This window comes from Methylocaldum sp. (genome assembly GCF_039794385.1).
GTDB lineage: Bacteria > Pseudomonadota > Gammaproteobacteria > Methylococcales > Methylococcaceae > Methylocaldum.
Map to the genome: position 1 here is coordinate 22,608 of NZ_JBDIVO010000007.1, position 23,652 is coordinate 46,259.

Consider the following 23,652-nt stretch of genomic DNA (forward strand, 5'->3'; position numbering starts at 1 on the left):
CCTCTCGCTCGGCGCAGGATGCACAAGCCGGACGCCCCATGATAAAGTTTAGTGAAACACTAGGTTATCGAATGCAAATCGACACTCTGCTAAAGGCGCGCTGGATCATCCCGGTGGAGCCCGATCGTATTGTTCTGGAACATCATGCTCTCGCCATAGACGGCGGGCGGATCGTGGACATCCTGCCGATTTCCGAGGCCGAACTTAAATATCAAGCCGCGTCGGTGGAGTCGCTCGATCGTCATGCTCTGATCCCAGGCTTCGTCAACGCCCATACCCATGCCGCCATGACCTTGTTGCGCGGCGTGGCCGACGACCGGCCGCTGATGGAATGGCTGCTCGACCATATTTGGCCCTTGGAACAGAAATGGGTCGGCGAGAACTTCGTGCGCGACGGCACCGATCTGGCGATGGCGGAAATGATTCGCGGGGGCGTCACTTGCTTCAACGACATGTATTTCTTTCCCGAGGTTACTGCCCGCCAGGCGGCACGTTGCGGCATGCGCGCCGTGGTCGGCCTGATCCTTATCGATTTTCCGAGCGCATGGGCGAGCGGCCCCGACGAGTATTTATCCAAGGGACTGGCGCTGTACGACGAACTTCGCCACAACCCTTTGATCACCACGGCGTTCGCCCCGCATGCGCCCTATTCCGTTTCGGACGAGCCCTTGCTGAAGGTTCGTACCTTGGCTGCGGAACTCGACCGCCCGATCCACATGCATCTGCACGAAACCCGGGACGAAATCGATCAGGGCCGCCAGCGTTACGGCATGCGCCCCATGAAGCGGCTTCAGCAGCTGGATCTTTTGGGCCCGTCCTTCGTTGCGGTACATATGACCCAGCTCACGGATGAAGAAATCGGCCAATTCGCCGAATCCGGCGGCAGCGTCGTGCACTGTCCCGAATCGAATCTGAAGCTGGCCAGCGGCTTTTGTCCCGTCGCCAAGCTCGTTAAGGCGGGTATCAACGTCGCCATCGGCACGGACGGCGCGGCCAGCAACAACGATCTCGACCTGATGGGTGAAATGCGTGCCGCGGCCTTGCTCGCCAAGGCGGTATCGGGAGATGCCGCCGCGGTTCCGGCCCATACCGCATTGCGGATGGCGACGCTCAACGGGGCCAAGGCCTTGGGACTCGAGGCGGAGATCGGTTCGCTGGAAATCGGAAAGTCTGCCGATATCACGGCTATCCATCTCGACGAACTCGAAACCCAACCCTTGTACGACCCGATTTCGAATGTCGTCTATGCGGCCGGACGCCATCAGATCACTGACGTCTGGGTGGCGGGACGCCAGCTTCTGAAAAACCGCGAGCTCACGACTCTGAACACCGAAGAACTTTTCCAGAAAGCCGCCGCCTGGCGGGAGAAATTAATCAGCGTACAGGAACGGCCATGACGAGCACCGAAAACGTCCACGAACACGAAATCCACAAATTCGGCGTGCTGGCCGATCGCTGGTGGGACCTCGACGGGGAATTCAAGACCTTGCATGCGGTCAACCCTTTGCGCATTCAGTTCATTCGCTCCTTCGCGGAACTCGAAGGCAAGCGTGTCGTCGATGTCGGTTGCGGCGGTGGAATACTGAGCGAGGGACTGGCGCGGGCCGGCGCCCAGGTAGTCGGCATCGACCTAGCCGAAGAGCTTTTGGATATCGCGAAATCCCATGCGGACGAATCGGGGATCGAGGCAGATTATCGACGGATCAGCGCCGAGGCGCTTGCCGAAGCGGAACCCGGCAGCTTCGACATCGTGACCTGCATGGAAATGCTGGAACACGTGCCGGACCCCGCTTCGGTCGTCAGAGCCTGCGCCAAACTGGTCAAGCCGGGCGGCCGAGTCTTTTTCTCGACGCTGAACCGGAAGCTCAAAGCCTATCTCCTCGCGATCGTCGGCGCGGAATACCTCTTGAACATGATTCCCAAGGGAACCCACGACTACGCGACCTTCATCAAACCGTCCGAGCTCAGCCGATGGGCACGGGAAGCGGGACTCGAGCTTCTCGGCATGGAGGGCATCGCCTACAACCCGATCACCGGGCAGTTCACCCTGAGCCGCGATTTGGATGTCAATTACCTGGCGGCATTCGCCAGACCCGAGGAATAAACGCATGGCAGCAAACCCGACGGTTTCCGCCGTGCTGTTCGATCTGGACGGAACTCTGCTCGACACCGCGCCCGATCTGGTCTTTGCCGCCAACGCCGCGCTCGCCGAGGCCGATATTCCGCCGCGTTCCGTGGACGAACTCAAGCCCTGCATCTCGGGCGGCGCCGCCGTCATGCTGCGCTGCGCGTTCAACGGGGATTACGAGCCGGCGCTCTTCGGCCGAGTGCAGCAACGGATGCTGGAGCTTTACCACGCCCATGTCGCCGACCGCACCCGCTTCTTCGACGGTACCGAATCCGTGCTCGGCGAGCTCGAACGGCGCGGCATTCCCTGGGGCATCGTCACCAACAAGATGAGCAGGTTCACCGATCCCTTGCTGAAAAAACTAAATCTGGCCGACCGTGCCGGATGCGTCATCAGTGGCGACACCACCGCCGAAAAAAAGCCGCATCCCCTTCCCCTTCTGGAAGCCAGCCGGCGTTTGAATCACCCCCCGGAAGAGTGCGTCTACATCGGCGATGCTCCCGGCGACGTGGAAGCCGGCCGCCGAGCCGGCATGACGACCCTCACGGCGCTGTACGGTTATATCGCGGCGGAGCATGCGCCTCATGACTGGGGCGCCGACGGCCTGCTTGCGACACCTCGGGATCTGCTGCCCTGGCTGGACGGAGCGCTGTCATGAGCGGCTCGATGCTTGCTGACCGCGTCATTCTCGTTACCGGTGCCGGCGGCGGGCTCGGCTCGGCGGTTTCGAAGACTTGCGCCGCCGAGGGCGCGACGGTCATCCTGCTCGGAAAGACCATACCGAAGCTGGAGAAGGTCTACGACGCCATCGTAGCTGCCGGAGGACCGCAACCGGCGATTTATCCACTCGATTTGGCCGGCGCTACCGAGGACGATTACCGCGATCTCGCAGCCTCGGTCGAGCGGGAATTCGGCGCGCTGCACGGACTGGTGCATTGCGCTGCCGAGCTCGGCGCACTCGGACCGGTAAGCGATATCAGCGGTGGACTGTGGCAACGTCTGCTTCACGTCAACCTGACCGCGCCGTTCCTGCTGACCCGGGAACTCCTGCCATTGATAGCGAAATCTCCCGATTCGGGCATCGTATTCATCACCGACTCGGTGGCCCGAACCGGAAAAGCCTATTGGGGTGCTTACGGGGTGGCCAAGATCGGCCTGGAAGGCTTCGGGCGAATCCTTTCGGACGAGCTGGAAAGCCGCAAGGTTCGCGTTCACCTGTATTCGCCGGGTCCCATGCAGTCCCCGCTTCGCCGGCGCGCCTATCCGGCCGAGAACCCGGCGGGGCTGCCTTTGCCGGACATCCATGCGGAGCAAATCGCCCGCCTGCTGAGTCCAAACGAAACACCTTCAAACGCTTATCTGATTAACAACGCATAACACTTATGTACGGTTACGGTCGCGAAAGCATCGTCCTTCAGCGGGATGTCAACGTCGTCCAGATCCCCGACGGCACCCCCGGTTCACTGCCGAAAGGCCACGTAGTAAGTCTGTATCAGTCTTTGGGCGGCAACTTCACCGTGGTCACCGAAATGGGCCAGATGGTGCGCATCGCCGGAAACGACGCCGATGCCCTCGGGAAAGAACCGCCGATCATGGGCAATCTCGTGAGCGGCACGGATCCCGAATCCGTCGAAAAAAACGTTTGGGAAGTGCTGAGGACCATTTTCGACCCGGAAATACCGGTCAACATCGTCGACTTGGGGCTGGTCTACCACTGCAAGGTGACTCCCGTCGAAGAGGGCAAGAACGATGTCGACATCATCATGACCCTGACCGCACCCGGCTGCGGCATGGGCCCTGTCCTGCAATACGACGCCGAAGCGGCGGTAAGAAATCTCCCGGGCGTGAACAGGGTGAACGTCGAAGTGGTCTTCGATCCGCCCTGGTCGCGCGACATGATGTCCGAGGTGGCGAAACTTCAGCTGGGAATGATCTAGAGCATTTTCCGGTTTGGTACGGTCCCCCAGGCTGCCCGTAAGTCGGCCATCCTTTGCCAACAAAACCTCTGGCCGATCTGTAAACGTCGGGAAAGGATTCCCGACCTACTCGGCCGCCCAGGCGCATCGTTGTAGGTCGGCAATCCCTTGCCGACAACCCGCTGTGTTGAGAACCGACGTCCTGGCGCTGCCGGAGCGTCCGTTTGCGATTGGGGTGGGATTCCCGACCTACAACTGATCACACGTCGCCAGACGCGCCTACCACATCAAATCGTCGGGGATCTTGTAATCGGCATATTCGTCGTCGGCATCTTGCGCTTGATCGGGCTGATTGAGCAGAACGATTCGGGTTTCATCCCGCTGCTTGATTTTTTCGGCCACCGGCAGCGGGACGATCTCATACCGAGACTCCAGGCTGGCTATTGCAAGCCTGCCCGCCACAAGACTTTGATGTACCGTTTTGGACACATAGAGGGTTTTGACCTTGTTGTCGTGCGCGAACCGGTAAGCGATCTCGTCCTCCCCCGGCGAGACGCGGTTCATCTCGATCAGCTGCTTGATTTGCGCGGCAAGCGCTTTTCTTTCCGCTTCTTTGGCTTTTTCCAGATTGAGCTGGCGGTCACGCTCGACTTTTGCCGCCATAGCGTCCTGAGCCGCGCGCTTGCTCTCGTCCTTTGCGGCGGCATTTCCGTGGCGATTCTGCTTTTCTTGTTTCCGCGCTTCCTTGCTGGCCTGTTTGGCTTGCTTGTCGTTGACCAAGCCCGCCTTTAGAAGCTGATCTCTCAGGGAGTTACTCATGCCCATGGCTCCTGTTTCGTCTCATATTCAATGCCACACCCACATCTTTCAATACCGACGGCAGAACGGTCAATCCACATCCCGTTTCCCAACGGACGGCCAGGCGACCAGTAAGGCCAATAAGCTGGAGCCCGCCGCCGCCGTATAAACCCAGTGAGGCCCCCACGCCGTCCAGAAGTATCCGCTGTATAGACTACCCAGCGCGCCGCCCAAACCGAAACTGAGGGCACTGTAAAGGGCTTGTCCTTTGCCGTGATGCGGACCGCGGAAATGGCGATGCACCAGATGGATGGCGGCCACGTGGGCCGAGCCGAAACTCGCCGCGTGAAGCAGTTGGCCGGAGAAAATCGCCGCAAGGCTATCGACACCCCAGGCAATCAATAGCCAGCGCACAACGCTCAGGGCGAGGCTCGCCAGAAAGATCCGGCGCAGACTGTAGCGCGCCAGTAAACGGTGCAAGAACGCGAACAGCACGATTTCCGCCAGGACGCCGAGTGCCCATAACTGACCGGTCTCGCCGCTGCTGAAGCCGTGATCCCGAAGATATACCGAGAAAAAGACGTAGTAAGGACCGTGTGCGAGTTGTTGCAGCATACACGCCAGGAAAAAAGCAATGACGTCGCCACGCTTCAAGATATTCGACAAAGAGCTCGGTTCCGGGCCATGAATTTCCTTCGGACCTCTCGGCACAGCCAGGCTGACCAGCCACAGCCCGCCGAACAGCAGCACGATCAACTGCGGTAGACAACCGATCGAAAGGACGCGCTCCAAAGCCTTGCCGATCGACACGACCGCCGCGATGAAGCCAATCGAGCCCCATACCCGCACCCAACTGTAGCGATACGTATCATGGCGCAGGTGATTGAGCGTGACGGTTTCGAAAAGCGGCAGCATGGCATTCCAGAAGAAACTGAATACCAGCATGACCAGGGCGAATCCTGCGAATCCTTGCAGTCTTAAAACCAGGCTGAAAGCGACTAGGGTGAAAAATCCGGCGAGCCGGACGACGGACAGGGTCCGCCCCGTTCGATCCGCCAGCCACCCCCAAAGATTCGGCGCGACGACTCGGGTCGCAGCGGTAATGGCGATCAACTGGCCGATCTCCGCCGCAGAGAATCCCGTGTCCTGGAGATAAAGCGCCCAGTACGGCAAAAAGGCGCCCAGCGCCGCGAAATAGAAAAAATAAAAGCCGGACAACCGGCCGTAAGGCACTTTACGCGCCGAGAGCATGGCTGGCGGAAGATCGTTCGGGGCTACGGAGCCCTGGATGGAATCGGCGCCAATTCCGTCTTCACGTCCGGATTCTGGGCGCGATGCCGCAGGTAATGATCCATCAGCACTAGGGCCGTCATCGCTTCGGCGATGGGGGTGGCCCGGATGCCGACGCAGGGGTCGTGCCGACCCGTGGTGATCACCTCCACGGGCTCGCCCCTGACGTTCACGGAACGGCCCGGCAGGCGCAAGCTGGAGGTCGGCTTCAGTGCGATGCTGGCAACGATATCCTGTCCCGAGGAAATGCCGCCCAATACTCCGCCGGCATGATTGCTCAGGAAACCTTGCGGACTCATCTCGTCGCGGAACTCGGTGCCTTTCGCCTCGACGCAGGCGAAACCGTCGCCGATCTCCACCCCTTTGACGGCGTTGATGCTCATCAAGGCATAAGCCAGCTCGGCATCCAGCCGGTCGAAAATCGGTTCGCCCCAGCCCGGCGGCACGCCGGTCGCGACGACGTTGATGCGCGCGCCGATGGACTCCCCTTCTTTGCGCAGAGCGTCCATATAGGCTTCCAGTTCCGCGACCTTCTCGGGGTCTGGGCAGAAGAACGGGTTGTTGTCCACCTCCTCCCAAACCACCCGATCGATCTTGATCGGGCCGAGTTGGGCCAGATAAGCGCGGATCGTCACGCCGACCCGTTCTTTCAGATATTTCTTGGCGATGGCGCCGGCAGCCACCCGCATGGCGGTTTCGCGAGCGGACGAGCGCCCGCCGCCGCGGTAATCCCGGAAGCCGTATTTCATATGGTAGGTGTAATCGGCATGACCCGGCCGAAAGGAGTCGGCGATCGTGGAGTAATCCTTGGAACGCTGATCCACGTTTTCGATCAGCAAACCGATCGGGGTGCCCGTGGTACGCCCGTCGAACACCCCGGACAAAATCTTCACTTCGTCGGGCTCGCGGCGTTGCGTGGTATGCCGGGATTTGCCGGGGCGCCGCCGTTCCAGCTCCCCCTGAATGTCGGCCTCGGACAACTCCAGGCCCGGCGGGCAGCCGTCCACGATGCAGCCGATGGCGGGACCGTGGCTCTCGCCGAAGGAAGTGACGGTAAAGAGTTTGCCTAGGGTGTTTCCGGACATGGTAAAGATTTCAAACGTTCCTAAACGACGGAGCTATTAAGGTTCAAATCGCCCCCGCCACCTTGAGCCGATCCGCCACTGCCTCGGCCAGCATCCGATAGCCCGGCCCATTCGGGTGTACCCCATCGGATTTGAGCGAATTGTCCCGGATGATTTTGCTCAGCGTCCCGGTTTCGAAGGGAATCGCGAACTCTTCGGCGATCTTTGCATAAAACTCGGGCGGCGAGAACATCAGCCCGAACTTGGGCACGGCGATCAAAACCACGCTGATGCCGCGGTCCCTGGCCAATTTGACCATGGCCCGGACGTTGTCGGCCGCCTGCTGCTCGCCCAAGTTGCGCAGAAAATCGTTACCGCCGTGGCATAGAATCAACAGCGTGGGCTGATGCTCGTCCAGCAGTGCCGGCAGGCGCTCCAGACCTTCCGCACTGGTTTCGCCCGGCACGCCGGCGTTGATGACCTCTCGCCCGATCAAGCCTTGCAATACGGATGGATAACTCTGCTCGGAACCGGCGCCGGTTCCGAAAGTCAGACTGTCGCCAAACGCGAGCACCTTCGCCTCCGTCGGAAGCTTCGGCAGTTTCGCGCTAGAGCCACAGGCCACCAGCCATAACAGCAGAACAGACATACCGGCGAATTTTAACTGAACTCTCATTGTTTCCCTCTGCTTGATCTTGTTCGTTAGTAACGGGTCGATCACGTTGAATCAACGTGCAACAAATCCTGGGCTGTGGTTACGAGGAACCGCATAGTGAACGAAGCATACGGTTCGCGTACTCATCGCCCCCGACAAGAATAGTCGTGCCTCGGATTGCTGCTAGCAGAGATTCCATGAGAGATTGCAATATTGTCCCAGCGCTGGCGGACTTGTCAGCTTCTTCTAACTCTTCTGAAAAAGCTTGTTACACCGGTCGACCTGTTCGGCAGTCAGCAGGAACACACCCTCGCCGCCCCGCTCGAAATCCAGCCAGTAGAAGGGAACTTCCGGGTAGGCGGTTTCCAGGGCTTCGGCGCTGCTGCCGACTTCGACGACAAGAACGCCCTCCGGTTTAAGGTGGCGATGGGCGTCCCGGAGGATGCGGCGCACGCAATCGAGGCCGTCTTCGCCCGCTTCCAGGCCCAGCCTCGGCTCGGCGTGATATTCCGGCGCCAAGCCGCGCCACTCGTCGAGGTTTACGTAAGGAGGATTGCTGACGATCAGATCGTAACGCCGGTCGCCCAACTCGGAGTAAACGTCCGATTTGATGGCGTTCACCCGGTCTTCCAGGTGGTGCTTCTTGATATTGATACGCGCCACTTCCAGCGCGTCCGACGAGATATCGACGGCGTCGACCCGTGCCTCCGGAAAGGCGTAAGCGCAAGCGATGGCAATGCACGCGCTGCCGGTGCAAAGATCGAGCACGTCGTGCACCCGGTCCGCCTCGATCCAGGGAGCGAAATGGTTTTCGATCAGTTCGGCGATGGGCGAACGCGGCACCAGTACCCGTTCGTCAACATAGAAGGGCAAACCGGCAAAAGAAGCCTCGTGAATGAGATACGCCAGAGGCTTGCGCTCGACGATGCGGCGCTGGATGAGTGCGAGGACACGCTCGCGCTCGTCCATGGTCAACGTGGCCGCGAAATAGCCGCCCGGGAGATCGTAAGGCATATGCAAGGTATGAAGCACCAAGGCGGCGGCTTCGTCCAGTGCGCTGGCGGTACCGTGGCCGAAAAACAACTCCGCTTGCACGAAACGGCTGGCGGCCCAACGGATGTAATCGCGGATGGTGGTTAAGGTTACGGACGGATGGGGTGATGTCGACATGGCCGAAGATTCCGGTAGACCCGGTATTGTAATGGAAAATCGCCCCGTACCGACGAGGCTTATGGAAAATCCGCCGACGGACGCACTAGAACCAACGGGTACGTTACCACCAGAGCTACGGTTTACGCGAACGGTCTACTTGAGTCTCTGCCCGTCACCATTGAAACCGCTTTAGGGATAAAGCCCGATATTTCTGAGCCCTTTCGTTTCCTCCAGGCCAAACATCAGGTTCATGTTTTGCACCGCTTGGCCGGCTGCACCTTTCACCAAATTGTCTATGACCGACAAAATTACCACCGTATTGCCGTCCATAGGCCTATGGACGGCAATCTGGCATCGGTTTACGCCGCGCACGTCGCGAGTGTCGGGATGGGAACCCGCCGGCAGAACGTCGACGAAAGGTTCGGCTCGATAGCGCTCCTCGAATAGCGCCTGCAAGTCGCCGTGCGCGGCGCTCAGTTCGGCATAAACCGTGGCGTGAATACCCCGAATCATGGGGATCAAATGGGGCACGAAGGTGAGGCCCACGTCCTGTCCTGCGGCTTGGTCCAATCCCTGCTTGATTTCCGGCCAATGACGATGGCCTTTGACGCTATAAGCCTTGAGGCTCTCGCCCGTTTCGCTCATAAGCATGGGAATTTCTGCTTTGCGCCCGGCGCCGCTAACACCCGATTTCACGTCGGCGATGATGCGGTCCAAGCGAATCGCCCTCGCCTCAATCAATGGCAATAATGCCAGTTGAACCGAAGTCGGATAACAACCGGGGCATGCGATCAGCCGCGCCGACCGAATCAGTGCCCGATTCACTTCGGGCAGCCCGTAAACGGCTTCTTCCAACAGCTGGGGAGAAACGTGCGGCTCTCCGTACCAATGAGCCCATACATCCGGGTTTTTGAGGCGGAAATCGGCGGACAGGTCGATAACTTTGACGCCCCGCGCCAACAAGGCTTCGGCCGTCCGCATCGCAGTACCGTTGGGCGTCGCAAAAAACACCACGTCGCATCCGGCTAGCGCATCCGCCGAGGGCTCGACGAAGATCGCATCGACGAAACCCCGCAGGTTCGGATACAACTCGTCGACTCGTTTTCCGGCATCGGCCCGCGAGGTGACGATGGTTATGGCGACGTCAGGATGAAGCGCGAGAATCCGCAGCAACTCCACACCGGTATAGCCGGTACCGCCTACAATGCCGACTCGGATCATTCTCGGCTCTCTCGTTCGAAACGAATTAGGGACGATTTCCGCGAAGGAAGCAGGTCAAGAAAACTCAAGACCCTCGAGATTTTTTCGCACTCGGCGCTTCGCTTTCTAGCCGAACGTTCTCGGCGTTTTGTCTCGAATACGCTTCCACGCTGACCTTCAATTTCTGTCCCGGCTTGAACGTCACCACACGGCGCGCGGTGATCGGAATCTCTTCACCGGTTTTCGGATTTCTGCCCGGCCGCTGATTTTTGTCGCGAAGATCGAAATTGCCGAACCCAGACAACTTCACTGAATTTCCTTGCGCCAGCGCGGCCTTGATCTCTTCGAAAAACTGGTCGACCAACTCCTTGGCATCCCGCTTGTTAATGCCGTGGTTCTCGAAAAGCCTCTCAACCATGTCTGCTTTGGTCAGTGCCATCTTTTCAATCTCTCAACCTAGCATTGAATTCTATGCTCAGACGTTCCAAAACGCGTCCTACCGTTTCATCGACCCTGGCGTCGGTCAAGGTTTCGGCCTCATCCTGCAACACCAAACCGAGAGCGACGCTCTTCCGACCGGTCTCGACACCCTGCCCCCGGTAAACGTCGAACACCACGACCTGGCGCAAGATAGAGCTATCCGCTTCTTTCACGCACTCGATCAAACGATCGATCGTGACGGATTCGTCAACGATGACCGCGATATCCCGGCGCACCTGCGGGAACTTCGATATTCCGTGGAATACCGGAATATGCCTTCCGAGCAGCACGTCTTGATCGAGCTCGAACAGAAACACGCTCTGTTCGAAGCTTAGTTGCTTTTCCAGGCGAGGATGCAGCATTCCGATCCAACCGAGCCGTTCGCCGTCGAGCCGGATTTCCGCCGATTGCCCCGGATGAAGTGCCGGATGAGCAGCGGCGACAAATTCCAAACCAGCCTCCCGGCCGGTCAGTTTGACGATGCCCTCGACATCGGCCTTCACGTCGTAAAAATCCACGGAGCGAGCCGCTTCTCCCCACTGCTCTTCATGTACCGCCCCTATCGCCAGGCCAGCGATAGATTTCCGCTGTTCGATGCCGCTGCCCCGCCTCGCGAAACGCAGACCTGCTTCGAATAGGCGCACCCGGTTCTGCTGGCGGAACGTGTTCTTGAGAGCCGCGTCCAGCAAACCGCACCAAAGGCCGGTGCGCATGACGGCCAAGTCGGAGGAAATCGGATTCTTCAAGGCCAGATAGGGAATTTCCGGCTCGATCAGCGCCTGCCGAGCTTCGTCCACGAAACTGTAGGTAATCGCCTCCTGGTAACCGCGATCGACCAGGAGGTTCTTAACCCGGTCCAGATCGAGTATTCGTTCGGACACCGGACGCATCGCCGTCGCCATGACCGGATGGCGGCGCGGCAACGATTCGTAGCCGTAGACCCGTCCGAGCTCCTCGATGAGATCGGCCTCTATGGCGATATCGAAACGAAATCCGGGCGGCGTCACGGACCATCCCTCCGGATGGTCCGCGAGAGTCATTCCCAGCCGTTTGAGAATTTCGGCGACCTTCGGTCGTTCGATGCTCATGCCGAGCAGACGGGTAATCCTCTCGTAACGCAGCGGAATCGGCGCGCGTCGCGGCAAATGCGGGGGGCTGGCCGCTTCGACGATGGGTCCCGCTTCTCCGCCAGCAATGGATAATATAAGTTCGCTGGCCCGCTCGATGGCACGAGTCTGCAACTCGGGATCAACGCCTCTCTCGAAGCGATGGGACGATTCGGTATTCAGCCCGTAGCGCCTAGCCTTGCCCATGATAACGCTCGGCGTGAAAAAAGCGCATTCGACGAAAATATCGGCAGTGCCATCGCCCACCGCGGAGTCGCTGCCGCCCATGATGCCCGCCAATGCCAAGGCTTTTCGTTGATCGGCGATCACCAAAACATCGGAGTCCAGCGCGATTTCCTCGCCGTTCAAGAGGCGCAGCTTCTCGCCCGGCGCCGCATAGCGAACGTGGATGCCGCCCTCCAGCTTGGCCGCGTCGAAGGCGTGCAAAGGTTGTCCCATTTCCAAGAGCACATAATTGGTAACGTCCACTACCGCATCTAGGGATCGGATACCGGCGCGCCGCAAACGTTCGCGCATCCATAGCGGCGTCTGAACGGTACGCGATACGCCTTTGATCAGCCGCCCCAAATAGCGCGGGCACGCTTCGGGTGCGGAAACGCTCACCGGGTGCTCTTCTCGAATCGTTGTAGGAACGGCAGGAACGTCCGGTACTGCCCAATCCAGAGCGTTGAGCGAGGCCACTTCGCGCGCAATGCCTTCTACGCTTAGACAATCCGCGCGGTTCGGTGTCAGATCGACCTCGATGATGCAATCGTCCAGTTTCAGATAATCCCGAACATCGGTCCCCACTGGAGCATCCGAGGGCAATTCCATCAGCCCTGTTTGGGGATCGTCTATTCCCAACTCCTTGGCCGAACACAGCATGCCAAACGAGGCGATGCCGCGAAGCTCCGATTTCCGAATGGAAACATCCCCCGGCAGACGTGCCCCTTCGATGGCGAGTGGCACACGCATCCCGACCCGGACGTTAGGCGCTCCGCATACGATTTGAAGAGGCTCACCGGAACCGCCGGACACCAGACAGACTCGCAGCCGGTCGGCCTGTGGATGGGGCGAGACCTCGAGGACTTCGGCCACGATAACGCCGCTGAACGATGCAGCGGCGGGTTCGGCGCTATCGACCTCAAGACCCGCCATCGTCAACTGATGAACCAGTCTTTGCGTGTCTATCGATGGATTGACGTATTCTCGTAGCCAGGCCTCGCTGAAGCGCATGGGAAGGACCGTATGTTGTTCTTAAAATGCCGCGAATTGTGAAAGAAATCTAAGGTCGTTCTCGAAAAACAGCCTGAGGTCATTGATGCCGTAGCGCAGCATCGCGAGCCGTTCCACGCCCAAACCGAAGGCGAAACCGGTATAGCGTTCCGGATCGATTTTGACGAATTCGAAAACCCGCGGATGGATCATCCCGCAACCCATTACCTCCAGCCAACCGGTCTGCTTGCAAACGCGGCAACCGTCGCCTCCGCACATGACGCACTCGATATCGACTTCGGCGGACGGTTCGGTAAACGGGAAATAAGACGGGCGGAAACGTACCTGCATGTCCTTTTCGAAGAACAAGGTCAGGAACTCGTAGAGAATACCCTTGAGGTCGGCAAAGCTGACGTCCCGATCGACGACGAATCCTTCCACTTGATGAAACATCGGGGTGTGGGTCAAATCGGAATCGCAGCGATAGACGCGGCCCGGCGCGATGACCCTAAGCGGCGGGCTCTGGGTCTCCATGATCCGCACCTGCACCGGTGAGGTATGGGTACGCAGGAGGGTGTGCTCGTCGAAATAAAAAGTGTCGTGCATCGCCCGCGCGGGATGATGGGCGGGTATGTTCAACGCTTCGAAGTTATGGTAATCGTCCTCGACTTCGGGGCCTTCGACGATGTCGAATCCAACGTTCTTGAAGAGTTGGCTAATGCGCCGCAACGTCAGAGTGACCGGATGGAGCCCTCCCGTACGCTGCCCGCGCCCCGGCAGGGTAACGTCGATGGTTTCCCGCTTGAGACGTTCTTCCAGCTCGCTCGCCTCCAGAACACTCTTTCGGGCCTCCAAATCGGCTATAAACTGGTCTTTGGCCCGATTAACCCGGCCTCCGGCCTCCCGTCGCTGTTCCGCCGGAAGCGTACCGAGTTCTTTCATGCGCTCGGTAAATACACCTTTCTTGCCGAGATAATGTACTCGCACTTGATCGAGTTTTCCGAGCGTATCGGCCTCGGCCACTTGCTTTCTGGCCTGCACGAGAAGCTCTTCAAGGGGTGTACTCACAGCCTTGCTCGCTTGGACAACGGTTTTGAAATGAAGAACGGGAAAAACTCTGGGCGAGTCTTTCCCGTGAAGATCAGGCGCGGGCTAACCCTGGGCGATCTTGGCCAATTCAGCGAACGCATCTTTGTCGCGAACAGCCAAATCCGCCAGAACTTTACGGTCGATTTCGACGGACGCCTTTTTTAGGCCATCCATAAAACGGCTATAAGACAGTCCGAATTCCCGCGCCGCGGCATTGATTCTCACGATCCAAAGCGCACGGAATTGGCGTTTTCTCTGTCTGCGATCCCGATAAGCATATTGGCCGGCTTTGATAACCGCCTGCTTGGCAACGCGATAAACTCGGCTACGGGCGCCGTAATAACCTTTCGCCTGCTTGAGAACCTTTTTGTGCCGGGCTCTCGCAGTGACGCCTCGTTTTACTCTAGGCATGGGCTTCTCTCTCGATGGGCAAGAAAAAATCAGCTATAAGGCAACAAGCGAGTCGCGCTCCGCACATCCGAAGGGTGTAAGGCAGCGGGATTGCGCAGTTGGCGCTTCCTCTTGGTGCTCTTCTTCGTCAGAATGTGACGACGATGCGAATGATTGCATTTGAAACCGCCGGACGCAGTACGCTTGAAGCGTTTCGCTGCGCCGCGATTGGTCTTCATCTTAGGCATATAAATCTCCAACAACTCAAGATTATTTTTTTCTCTTCGGCGCAAGCGTCATGCTTAACTGCTTACCTTCCATTTTCGGAAACTGCTCTACGACGGCGTGCTCCACGAGGTCCGTCTCGATCCGCTTCAGAAGGTCAATGCCCAATTCGCGATGACTCAATTCTCGACCGCGAAACCGAACAGTGACCTTTGCCTTATCGCCGTCCGATAGAAAGCGAATGAGATTGCGCAGCTTGACCTGGTAATCGCCCTCGTCCGTACCCGGCCGGAATTTGATTTCCTTAACCTGAATCTGCTTTTGCTTTTTCTTGGCCGCTTGCAGCTTCTTATTCTGCTCAAAACGGAATTTACCGTAATCCATTACCCGGCAAACGGGAGGATCGGCTGCCGGCGAAATCTCGACCAGATCCAGATTCGCATCATAAGCAATTTGCCTGGCTTCTCTGGTCGACACGACTCCTACTTGATTACCGTCGGGTCCGATCAACCTGACAGTGGGCGCCGTGATCTCTTCATTCAGGCGCGGCTCTTTTCTTTCAGCAGTGATATCCTATTCCTCCGAACGCAATTATTGAAACGCAGCGCGACTCGCCACCTCGTCGGTAAACTTGCCGATCAAATCCGGCAAGCTGAAACCGCCTAGATCCTGGCCTTTCTGTGTACGAACAGAAACGGTACGGGAATCCAGTTCTTTATCGCCGACGATTAATAAATAAGGCACACGCTGCACGGTATGCTCGCGGATTTTAAAGCCGATCTTCTCATTTCTCAAGTCGGACTTTACCCGAAAGCCTTGTTTTACAAGCTCCGCAGCCAATTCGGCGGCATATTCGGCTTGATTTCCGGTAATGTTGAGCACCACCGCCTGAACCGGCGCCAGCCAAAGCGGAAAATACCCTGCGTAATGCTCGATGAGAATGCCGATGAAGCGTTCCATCGATCCTATGATCGCCCTATGCAGCATGACCGGCGTATGGCGGGCATTGTCTTCGCCCACGTATTCGGCACCGAGACGCCCCGGCATCATGAAATCCACCTGAATCGTCCCGCACTGCCATACCCGACCGATCGCATCCTTCAACGTGAACTCGATCTTGGGGCCATAGAAAGCTCCCTCACCGGGCTGCAATTGGTATTCGATGTCTTGCGCGGCCAAAGCAGCCATCAGCGCAGCTTCGGCCTTATCCCAAATTTCATCGCTGCCGAGCCGCTTGGGCGGGCGCGTGGACAGTTTGTACTGGATATCGGTAAAGCCGAAATCCGCGTACACCTTACGCAAGACACCTATGAATGCGACAACTTCCGCCTGAATTTGATCCTCGGCACAAAAAACATGGCCATCGTCCTGATTGAAACCGCGCACACGCATGATCCCGTGCAAGGTGCCGGAGGGCTCGTTGCGATGACAGGAACCGAATTCCCCGAACCGGATCGGCAGTTCGCGATAGCTATGCAGATGCTGTTTGAAAACCTGGATGTGACCGGGGCAGTTCATGGGCTTTACCGCATACTCTCTATTCTCGGACGCGGTAAAAAACATATTCTCGTGAAAGTTGTCCCAGTGGCCCGAAGCTTTCCAAAGGCTTACGTCCAGAATCTGAGGACAGCGGATTTCTTGATAGCCATTCTCACGGAACACCCGGCGCATGTACTGCTCGACCTGCTGATACAGCGCCCATCCATTGGGATGCCAGAACACCATTCCGGGAGCTTCCTCCTGAGTATGGAACAGGTCCTGCAGCTTGCCGATCTTGCGATGATCGCGCTTATCCGCCTCTTCCAGCCGATGCAGATAGGCGTCCAAATCCTTCTTGTCGGCCCAGGCGGTGCCATAGACACGCTGCAGCATGGCATTGCGGGAATCCCCCCGCCAATAGGCACCCGCCACCTTCATGAGCTTGAAGGCTCTAAGCTTTCCGGTATCCGGCACATGGGGACCGCGACAAAGATCGGTAAAATCCCCTTGCGAGTAGAGGGAGATTTGCTCGCCCTGAGGTATGGCTTCGATAATTTCGGCCTTATAGTGCTCGCCCTGGTCACGGAAAAATTTGACGGCTTCTTCCCGACGCATCACCTCCCGCCTGACGGGAATCGCCTTTGCCGCCAATTCCGTCATTTTCTTTTCGATTGCCTCGAGGTCTTCCGGCGTAAAGGGACGTTCGAAGGCGAAATCGTAGTAAAACCCGTTTTCCACCACCGGACCGATCGTCACTTGCGCGCTCGGATACAACGCCTTAACGGCCTGAGCCAGCAGATGGGCAGTTGAATGGCGAATAATCTCCAGCCCGTCCGCGTCCTTACCCGTGACGATTTCGACTGCGGCGTCATGTTCGACAAGAGTCGACAAATCGACCAGTTTCCCGTCGATTCGACCAGCCAATGCCGCCTTAGCCAATCCCGGACCAATGGACTGCGCCACCTCCATAAGCGTTACGGGGTGATCGAATGTGCGAGCGGAACCATCCGGCAGACGTATCACGGGCATCAGTCGAAACCTCTTCAACAAATAAAGCATCGCCCAGCGATGCTTTTCGGAATTGGTAGGCGCGATTGGACTTGAACCAACGACCCCCACCATGTCAAGGTGGTGCTCTAACCAACTGAGCTACGCGCCTAAAATCAAGAGACGCAATTATAGAGCTATTTTTTGTTTAATTAAAGCCTTTCGTTCTCATCGCATTTAAGCGGCAAAATTTCACGGGTGGCAACGACGGGAATTGGTTATGATGGCCACTAGATGTGAATTCGGCAGGAGCAGTTCTGTCCAATTAAGAGGAAAGCAGTTCCGCAAGGGTGATAAACATGGCCATGTCACCGATCGAAACCTCGATTTCGGAAGTTTGTTTGGGTAGATCGAAGTTGTTCCGATTAGTATTGTTATGGATAACGCTCTTAAGCATAGCGGGGTGCGCAACCAGCCCGTTTTCGAAACCCATTCGGACGGCGACGAAAACGCAGCCATCGTTCTCGGAAATCAGCGCCCGCCCCGACGCCTACAAAGGCAGGACGGTCATGCTGGGCGGCGTGATCGTCCAAACCAGCAACCGCCCACAGTTCACCGAAATCGAAGTCTTGCAAAAACCGCTAGAAAGTTCGGATCGCCCGGAAGACGTCGACACTTCCGCCGGACGATTCCTGATTCACTGCAACCGCTTCCTGGATTCGGCGGTCTATGCGAAGGGACGCGAAGTGACGGTCGCCGGAGAGGTCCAAGGCAAGGAAACCAAGCCTCTCGATCAAATCAACTACACCTACCCGGTAATCGGTTGCAAGGAAATTCATCTTTGGGCCAACCGGCCGACTTACACCTATTATCCGACGCCATACTGGTACGATCCTTGGTGGCGAGGCTGGCCCGGCTATTACCCTTATTGGTACCCTTATTGGTAAGACTCATTCAACTCAAAAGGCTGCAACGCTACTGTGAGAGAATCTCGGATCTCGAAAAAGGACATCCGATCCGGCTACCCAATATCCTGGCCCCGCTTTCTCGGCCTGGCCGCCTTACTTGCGATCACGCTACAACTCAGCGGTTGCGGCTCGGTACTGTCGCGAGCGACCATGGACCAGGTCGATCCGAAACTTTCGCCCGAAACTGTCCTGAATAACCCAAAAGCGTTTATCGGCCAAGCCATTCTCATCGGCGGAACTATCCTTAGCGCCGAAAATCTACAGGAAGGCACGTTAGTCGAAGTACTGACCTATCCCACCGATAGACGAGGCGAGCCGGAACTCAGTGAGCCCGCATTGGGCCGATTCTTAATATTGTATCCCGGCTATTTAGACACACTCATCTACGAACAAGGCCGGCGAATTGTTGCAGCCGGTCGCGTCATCGGCGAACGCACGACGGAAACCGGCGAAGCGACTCGTGCATTTCCGTTGTTACGTCCTTTGGAGATCAAACTGTTATCCGAATATGACACCGGACCTCGGATCGGTATTGGCTTAGGCGTTGGATTTGGCTTTTGATCGATGATCATAGCCTCGCGTCTTGCCGGTCCCTGCAACACTCAATCCCACCCGATAAACCAGTTAGAAAACGTGCGGATTGAAAATCCATTCGATGCTATCCAAAATGGCGTCGCGTGCATTCGCCAAGGCGGATGCTTTTTCCAATTCGTGCTCTTTGAGGCAACTCTATGGAAAGATTTGCAGCCCCTTAAGGATTGTTAGTTAATGCCCATCTCTTATTTTTTATTTTTATAGTGAAAAAATGATTAACGGTTTACTCGACCTCCCCTGGTGGGGACTTATTGCCGTTACGCTCGGTCTGACCCACATCACCATTGCCAGCGTCACGATTTTCCTACATCGCCACCAGGCGCATCGCGCTTTGGACCTTCATCCGGCGGTCAGCCATTTTTTTCGGCTCTGGCTGTGGCTGACAACTGGCATGGGCACCAAGGCCTGGGTCGCGATTCATCGCAAACACCACGCCAAATGTGAAACCCCGGAAGACCCCCATAGCCCTCGCGTGTTTGGCATAAGCAAGGTCTTATGGGAAGGCGCGGAACTCTACCGGACCGAAGCAGCCAATCCGGAAACCTTGGATCAATACGGCTACGGCACGCCTGATGACTGGCTGGAGCGAAAACTTTACTCGCCGCACCCCGGTCTTGGCGTCGCGCTTATGTTTCTCGCCGACGTTGCGCTGTTCGGCTTCTTCGGCATTACCATTTGGGCCGTACAAATGCTCTGGATTCCCTTTTGGGCAGCGGGCGTAATCAACGGCCTGGGGCATTTCTCCGGTTATCGCAATTTTGAAACCCGCGATGCGTCCACCAATCTCTTCCCGATAGGCTTACTGATCGGCGGCGAGGAACTTCACAATAACCACCATGCCTATCCCTCTTCGGCGCGGCTATCCTCCCGTTGGTGGGAATTGGACATCGGGTGGGCCTACATTCGCCTGATGGAACTATTGAAGTTAGCAACGGTTCGCCGGGTTGCTCCAAAAATTCGCATTCTTCACGACAAGAAATTGATCGATTTGGCGACAATACAGGCCGTAATGCGTAACCGGGTCCATGTGCTGGCTTTATACGGCCGTAGCGTGGTGCTTCCGGTCCTGCGTCAAGAATTAAAGACTGCCCTCCCGGCATCCCGACGCCTGCTCCGCGATGCAAAGCCGCTCTTGGTTCGAGAGGATATCCAATTCGATGAGGCCGCCACCCACATCCTTGATCGAGCACTGAACTTGAGCCAAACACTTCACACCGTTTACCAATTCAAGGAGGAATTGAAACAGCTTTGGGCGAACTCTTCAGTCGGCTACGAAGCACGTGTGCAGTCGCTCAGAGAGTGGTGCCAACGAGCGAAGGAGACTGGCATCCAATCACTTCATGAGTTTGCCGACTTGTTGCACGGCTATACCATTACAAATCGGCTGTCCGTCAATTATTTACCCAGCACTTAAGCCAAGCACCACTCACATGCTGCCGTGCGGCGTCTCATGTGAGTCATGATATGGTCGGGAAAGTAGCGACCTGTTCATCCAGGATCAGGCTTTCTCGGCCTTCCGCAACGATCATTTGCGATTGATAAGAATCCCCGATTTACTTGGCGCACCGGTCCTTAGGTCGGCAATCCATAGCGACAAACCCATTGCGTAGAAAAAGGATTTTCGACTTACAAGTCGTGCAGCGCTGTAAGCCGGAATAAGCATTTCCGCGGGTTTATCCATGTAGCTTTGGACAGCGATGCCAAGGACACGGGCCCAAAGCTGAAAATGCTTCAAAAAAAAGCCCCATCCGAAGATGGGGCTTTTTTACACTTAAATGATCGGTCGGCGATTACATCATGTCGCCCATGCCGCCCATTCCACCCATGCCTGCCGGCATCGGAGTCTCTTCCTTCGGCTCTTCGGCAACCATTGCCTCAGTGGTGATCATGAGACCCGCCACGGAACCGGCGTTCTGCAGCGCGGTACGGGTCACTTTCGCCGGGTCCAGAATGCCCATGGCGACCATATCGCCGAATTCGCCGGTTGCTGCGTTGTAGCCGAAATTTCCGGAACCCTCGGCTACCTTGTTCAGAACCACGGACGACTCGTCGCCGGCATTGGCCACGATCTGGCGCAGCGGCTCTTCCATCGCGCGGCGGGCGATGCTGATGCCGACATCCTGATCGTGGTTTACGCCTTTCAGATCCTTGATCTTTTGCAGAGCGCGGACCAGAGCCACGCCGCCGCCCGGCACGATGCCTTCTTCAACCGCAGCGCGGGTCGCGTGCAACGCGTCTTCCACGCGGGCTTTCTTCTCCTTCATCTCGACTTCGGTGGCCGCGCCGACCTTGATCACTGCCACACCGCCGGCCAACTTCGCCAAGCGCTCTTGCAGCTTTTCTCTATCGTAGTCCGACGTGGTCTCTTCGATCTGCTTACGGATCTGGGTGATACGGCCCTGGATTCTTTCCTTAGCGCCGGCGCCATCGATGATGGTGGTTTCTTCCTTGCTGATCTGAACCTTCTTGGCATTGCCCAAATCGTTCAGACTCGCTTTCTCCAGGCTCAGACCCACTTCTTCGGAAATTACGGTGCCGCCCGTCAGGATAGCGATGTCTTCCAACATGGCTTTACGGCGATCGCCGAAACCGGGCGCTTTAACGGCGCAAACCTTGATGATGCCGCGCATGTTGTTGACGACCAAGGTCGCCAGCGCTTCGCCTTCGACATCTTCCGCGATGATCAGCAGCGGACGACCGGCTTTAGCGACGCCTTCGAGTACCGGCAGCATGTCGCGGATATTGGAAATCTTTTTCTCGCAGATGAGGATCAGCGGGTTTTCCAGCTCGGCGCTCATGCTTTGCTGATTGTTGATGAAGTACGGCGACAAATAGCCGCGGTCGAACTGCATACCTTCGACGACATCCAGGCTGTTTTCAAGGCCCGAACCTTCCTCGACCGTGATCACGCCTTCCTTGCCCACCTTGTCCATCGCTTCGGCAATGATCTTGCCGATGCTCTCGTCTGAGTTGGCGGAAATGGTGCCGACTTGAGCGATCGCGTTGCTGTCGGTGCAGGGAACGGACATTTCGTGGATAGCGTCGACGGCGGCGGTGACCGCCTTGTCGATACCGCGTTTCAGATCCATAGGATTCATGCCGGCGGCCACGGCCTTCAGGCCCTCGACCAGAATCGATTGCGCCAGAACGGTGGCGGTGGTGGTGCCGTCGCCCGCGACATCGGAAGTCTGAGACGCGACTTCCTTCACCATCTGAGCGCCCATGTTTTCGAACTTGTCGGAGAGCTCGATATCTTTCGCCACGGATACGCCGTCCTTGGTGACGGTCGGCGCGCCGAAACTCTTTTCGAGCACCACATTGCGGCCTTTCGGACCCAAGGTCACTTTCACCGCCTGTGCCAGAATATTGACCCCGCGAACCATGCGGATCCGCGCGTCATCACCGAATCTTACGTCTTTCGCTGCCATTACGATTTACCTTCGTTGGTTGATGTTGAATTCCGGGCGTGCTCAGTCTTCGAGCACAGCCATGATGTCGTCTTCGCGCATGACAAGGATATCCTCGCCATCGAGTTTCACCTCGGTGCCGGAATATTTGCCGAACAGCACCTTGTCGCCCGCTTTGACTTGCAGCGCGCGCACTTGCCCGTTATCCAGAGTCTTGCCGTTACCCACCGCAAGAACTTCACCGCGCATCGGTTTTTCCGCAGCCGTATCCGGAATCACGATTCCGCCCGGCGAAGTCCGCTCCTCTTCGAGGCGCCTCACGATAACACGGTCATTCAAAGGACGAATTTTCATCATACTCTCCTGTTCCTACTGATGATGTATTGACTGACGAGCGGTCGACCAGACCCTAGCTTTGTTAGCACTCGACTAAAACGAGTGCTAATCATAGCCGTCGAATATTTCATGTCAAGATCAACGCTCCCCCACCACATGTGGAAGAGCTGCGCGAATCCGCGTTTTTCCTGGGTTAAGATTCGTGCGCAACCAGCTTCGAGAAAAGAACATGGACCGCACCGAACGCTTCTACAAAATCGATCAACTGATCCGCGAGCGGGAAAACGTCTCTCAAAAGGCGTTCCTTGAAGAATTGGGTATATCGGCAGCCACTTTCAAGCGTGATATCGAATATATGCGCAATCGATTCAACGCGCCGATCGTTTGGGACCGAAAAACCCGCGGCTACCGCTTCGGGCCTCATAGCGGCGATGCGGCCTACGAGCTGCCCGGCCTTTGGTTCAATGCCTCGGAAATCCATGCTCTCCTCACCATGCGCCAACTGCTCGCAGACCTTCAGCCCGGGCTGCTCGAACCGCATATCCAGCCGCTGCTCGCCCGCCTCAATGCCCTGCTCGGCGCCGGCGATCACGAGTGGCAGGAAGTCGAAAAACGGGTCCGGGTGTTCCATGTCGCACGGCGAACGGTGGATCTACAGCATTTCGAAGTGGTTGCGACGGCCCTGCTCAGACGCCGCCGGCTGCGAATTGTCCATTACAACCGCAGCACCGATGAAACATCCGAACGCACGGTGTCGCCGCAGCGCCTGATCCACTACCGCGAAAACTGGTATTTGGACGCCTGGTGCCATCTCCGTGAAGCGATCCGAAGCTTCGCCGTGGATGCGCTCCGCTCCGCATTGGCGCTGAACGAACCCGCCGTAGACATCCCGGACGAAGAACTGGATCGAGAACTGGCGTCCGGTTATGGCATCTTCTCCGGCGCCGAAATCCGCTGGGCGGAATTGCGTTTTACGCCCGAACGCGCCCGCTGGGTCAGCCATGAAATCTGGCATCCCAAGCAAAAAAGCCGGTTCGAGCCGGACGGCAGCTGCACGCTCGAAATCCCCTACGCCGACGACCGCGAACTGATCATGGACATCCTTAAGCACGGCGCGGACGTCGAAGTCCTCGCTCCCGAATCGCTCAGAAGCAAACTGCAAGAGACGATTCG

At 57.4% G+C, this 23,652-nt stretch carries 24 protein-coding genes and 1 tRNA gene; 9 read left to right on the plus strand and 16 right to left on the minus strand.

All coding sequences use genetic code 11. The features are described from left to right. The first annotated feature begins 71 nt into the window (after window positions 1-71). From ABJK70_RS01140 to sufT, 5 genes are read left to right on the plus strand one after another with little or no spacing between them, the layout of a single operon-like run. Window positions 72-1,397: a TRZ/ATZ family hydrolase gene (locus tag ABJK70_RS01140; RefSeq protein ID WP_086135277.1), complete on the plus strand. Its 1,326-nt coding sequence runs from the start codon at window positions 72-74 to the stop codon at window positions 1,395-1,397. Then, the gene (ubiG, locus tag ABJK70_RS01145) at window positions 1,394-2,104 is read left to right on the plus strand and encodes a bifunctional 2-polyprenyl-6-hydroxyphenol methylase/3-demethylubiquinol 3-O-methyltransferase UbiG (RefSeq protein ID WP_086135276.1); all 711 of its coding nucleotides are present in this window, start codon (window positions 1,394-1,396) and stop codon (window positions 2,102-2,104) included. The genes ABJK70_RS01140 and ubiG overlap by 4 nt, the downstream gene beginning before the upstream one ends. Before the next feature lie 4 nt (window positions 2,105-2,108). Further along, window positions 2,109-2,786 carry an HAD-IA family hydrolase gene (locus tag ABJK70_RS01150; RefSeq protein WP_347257279.1) on the plus strand — a complete coding sequence of 226 codons (678 nt, stop codon included), beginning with the start codon at window positions 2,109-2,111 and terminating at the stop codon, window positions 2,784-2,786. Then, window positions 2,783-3,505: an SDR family NAD(P)-dependent oxidoreductase gene (locus ABJK70_RS01155; RefSeq protein ID WP_077731162.1), complete on the plus strand. Its 723-nt coding sequence runs from the start codon at window positions 2,783-2,785 to the stop codon at window positions 3,503-3,505. Before ABJK70_RS01150 ends, ABJK70_RS01155 begins: the two co-directional genes overlap by 4 nt. A 5-nt stretch (window positions 3,506-3,510) precedes the next feature. Continuing rightward, window positions 3,511-4,065, plus strand: a complete 555-nt coding sequence (gene sufT / locus ABJK70_RS01160; RefSeq protein ID WP_077731161.1) for a putative Fe-S cluster assembly protein SufT — start codon at window positions 3,511-3,513, stop codon at window positions 4,063-4,065. A gap of 258 nt (window positions 4,066-4,323) precedes the next feature. Here sufT and ABJK70_RS01165 read toward each other — a convergent pair whose 3' ends face one another. From ABJK70_RS01165 to ABJK70_RS01230, 14 genes are all read right to left on the minus strand, one after another. Then, window positions 4,324-4,863, minus strand: a complete 540-nt coding sequence (locus ABJK70_RS01165; RefSeq protein WP_086135488.1) for a DUF2058 domain-containing protein — start codon at window positions 4,861-4,863, stop codon at window positions 4,324-4,326. 69 nt (window positions 4,864-4,932) lie between these two features. Next, window positions 4,933-6,093, minus strand: coding sequence for an MFS transporter (locus tag ABJK70_RS01170; RefSeq protein WP_347257280.1), 1,161 nt, complete (start codon window positions 6,091-6,093; stop codon window positions 4,933-4,935). A 23-nt stretch (window positions 6,094-6,116) separates the two neighbouring features. Beyond that, window positions 6,117-7,217: a chorismate synthase gene (gene aroC, locus ABJK70_RS01175; protein WP_077731159.1), complete on the minus strand. Its 1,101-nt coding sequence runs from the start codon at window positions 7,215-7,217 to the stop codon at window positions 6,117-6,119. Between the two features lie 43 nt (window positions 7,218-7,260). Further along, window positions 7,261-7,872, minus strand: coding sequence for an arylesterase (locus ABJK70_RS01180; protein ID WP_086135274.1), 612 nt, complete (start codon window positions 7,870-7,872; stop codon window positions 7,261-7,263). A 225-nt stretch (window positions 7,873-8,097) separates the two neighbouring features. Continuing rightward, a complete protein-coding gene (gene prmB, locus ABJK70_RS01185; protein WP_077731157.1) occupies window positions 8,098-9,021 on the minus strand; it encodes a 50S ribosomal protein L3 N(5)-glutamine methyltransferase in 924 nt (307 codons plus the stop codon). Window positions 9,022-9,192: 171 nt separating this feature from the next. Continuing rightward, window positions 9,193-10,224, minus strand: a complete 1,032-nt coding sequence (gene argC, locus ABJK70_RS01190; RefSeq protein WP_347257281.1) for an N-acetyl-gamma-glutamyl-phosphate reductase — start codon at window positions 10,222-10,224, stop codon at window positions 9,193-9,195. A 64-nt stretch (window positions 10,225-10,288) separates the two neighbouring features. Further along, window positions 10,289-10,642: an integration host factor subunit alpha gene (locus ABJK70_RS01195; protein ID WP_077731155.1), complete on the minus strand. Its 354-nt coding sequence runs from the start codon at window positions 10,640-10,642 to the stop codon at window positions 10,289-10,291. Between the two features lie 4 nt (window positions 10,643-10,646). Further along, window positions 10,647-13,025, minus strand: coding sequence for a phenylalanine--tRNA ligase subunit beta (gene pheT, locus ABJK70_RS01200; RefSeq protein ID WP_347257282.1), 2,379 nt, complete (start codon window positions 13,023-13,025; stop codon window positions 10,647-10,649). Between the two features lie 21 nt (window positions 13,026-13,046). Further along, complete coding sequence (gene pheS / locus ABJK70_RS01205; RefSeq protein ID WP_347257283.1) at window positions 13,047-14,072, minus strand: phenylalanine--tRNA ligase subunit alpha; 1,026 nt, start codon at window positions 14,070-14,072, stop codon at window positions 13,047-13,049. Window positions 14,073-14,156: 84 nt separating this feature from the next. Then, complete coding sequence (rplT, locus tag ABJK70_RS01210) at window positions 14,157-14,504, minus strand: 50S ribosomal protein L20 (protein WP_077731152.1); 348 nt, start codon at window positions 14,502-14,504, stop codon at window positions 14,157-14,159. Window positions 14,505-14,533: 29 nt separating this feature from the next. Beyond that, window positions 14,534-14,731: a 50S ribosomal protein L35 gene (gene rpmI / locus ABJK70_RS01215; protein ID WP_077731151.1), complete on the minus strand. Its 198-nt coding sequence runs from the start codon at window positions 14,729-14,731 to the stop codon at window positions 14,534-14,536. Between the two features lie 22 nt (window positions 14,732-14,753). Then, window positions 14,754-15,278 (minus strand): translation initiation factor IF-3, encoded by a 525-nt coding sequence (gene infC / locus ABJK70_RS01220; RefSeq protein ID WP_077731150.1) that lies wholly within the window; start codon window positions 15,276-15,278, stop codon window positions 14,754-14,756. A 21-nt stretch (window positions 15,279-15,299) separates the two neighbouring features. Continuing rightward, window positions 15,300-17,216, minus strand: coding sequence for a threonine--tRNA ligase (gene thrS / locus ABJK70_RS01225; protein ID WP_077731212.1), 1,917 nt, complete (start codon window positions 17,214-17,216; stop codon window positions 15,300-15,302). A 53-nt stretch (window positions 17,217-17,269) separates the two neighbouring features. Then, window positions 17,270-17,346 (minus strand) — tRNA-Val (locus ABJK70_RS01230). Between the two features lie 229 nt (window positions 17,347-17,575). Here ABJK70_RS01230 and ABJK70_RS01235 point away from each other — a divergent pair. From ABJK70_RS01235 to ABJK70_RS01245, 3 genes are all read left to right on the plus strand, one after another. Next, complete coding sequence (locus ABJK70_RS01235) at window positions 17,576-18,121, plus strand: Slp family lipoprotein (RefSeq protein ID WP_166642486.1); 546 nt, start codon at window positions 17,576-17,578, stop codon at window positions 18,119-18,121. 33 nt (window positions 18,122-18,154) lie between these two features. Continuing rightward, entirely contained in the window at window positions 18,155-18,703 is a 549-nt protein-coding gene (locus ABJK70_RS01240; RefSeq protein WP_276205404.1) for a Slp family lipoprotein, read from the plus strand. 244 nt (window positions 18,704-18,947) lie between these two features. Beyond that, window positions 18,948-20,150, plus strand: coding sequence for a fatty acid desaturase (locus tag ABJK70_RS01245; protein WP_077731147.1), 1,203 nt, complete (start codon window positions 18,948-18,950; stop codon window positions 20,148-20,150). Window positions 20,151-20,526: 376 nt separating this feature from the next. On the opposite strand, the gene groL is transcribed toward ABJK70_RS01245, so the two are convergent. Together groL and groES are read right to left on the minus strand one after the other, a co-directional pair. Next, a complete protein-coding gene (groL, locus tag ABJK70_RS01250) occupies window positions 20,527-22,164 on the minus strand; it encodes a chaperonin GroEL (RefSeq protein WP_077731146.1) in 1,638 nt (545 codons plus the stop codon). 42 nt (window positions 22,165-22,206) lie between these two features. Beyond that, window positions 22,207-22,497 carry a co-chaperone GroES gene (gene groES / locus ABJK70_RS01255; RefSeq protein WP_077731211.1) on the minus strand — a complete coding sequence of 97 codons (291 nt, stop codon included), beginning with the start codon at window positions 22,495-22,497 and terminating at the stop codon, window positions 22,207-22,209. Between the two features lie 211 nt (window positions 22,498-22,708). Between groES and ABJK70_RS01260 the strand changes: the two genes are divergently transcribed. Next, the coding region (locus ABJK70_RS01260) for a WYL domain-containing protein (protein ID WP_347257284.1) at window positions 22,709-23,652 on the plus strand (944 nt) is incomplete at its 3' end.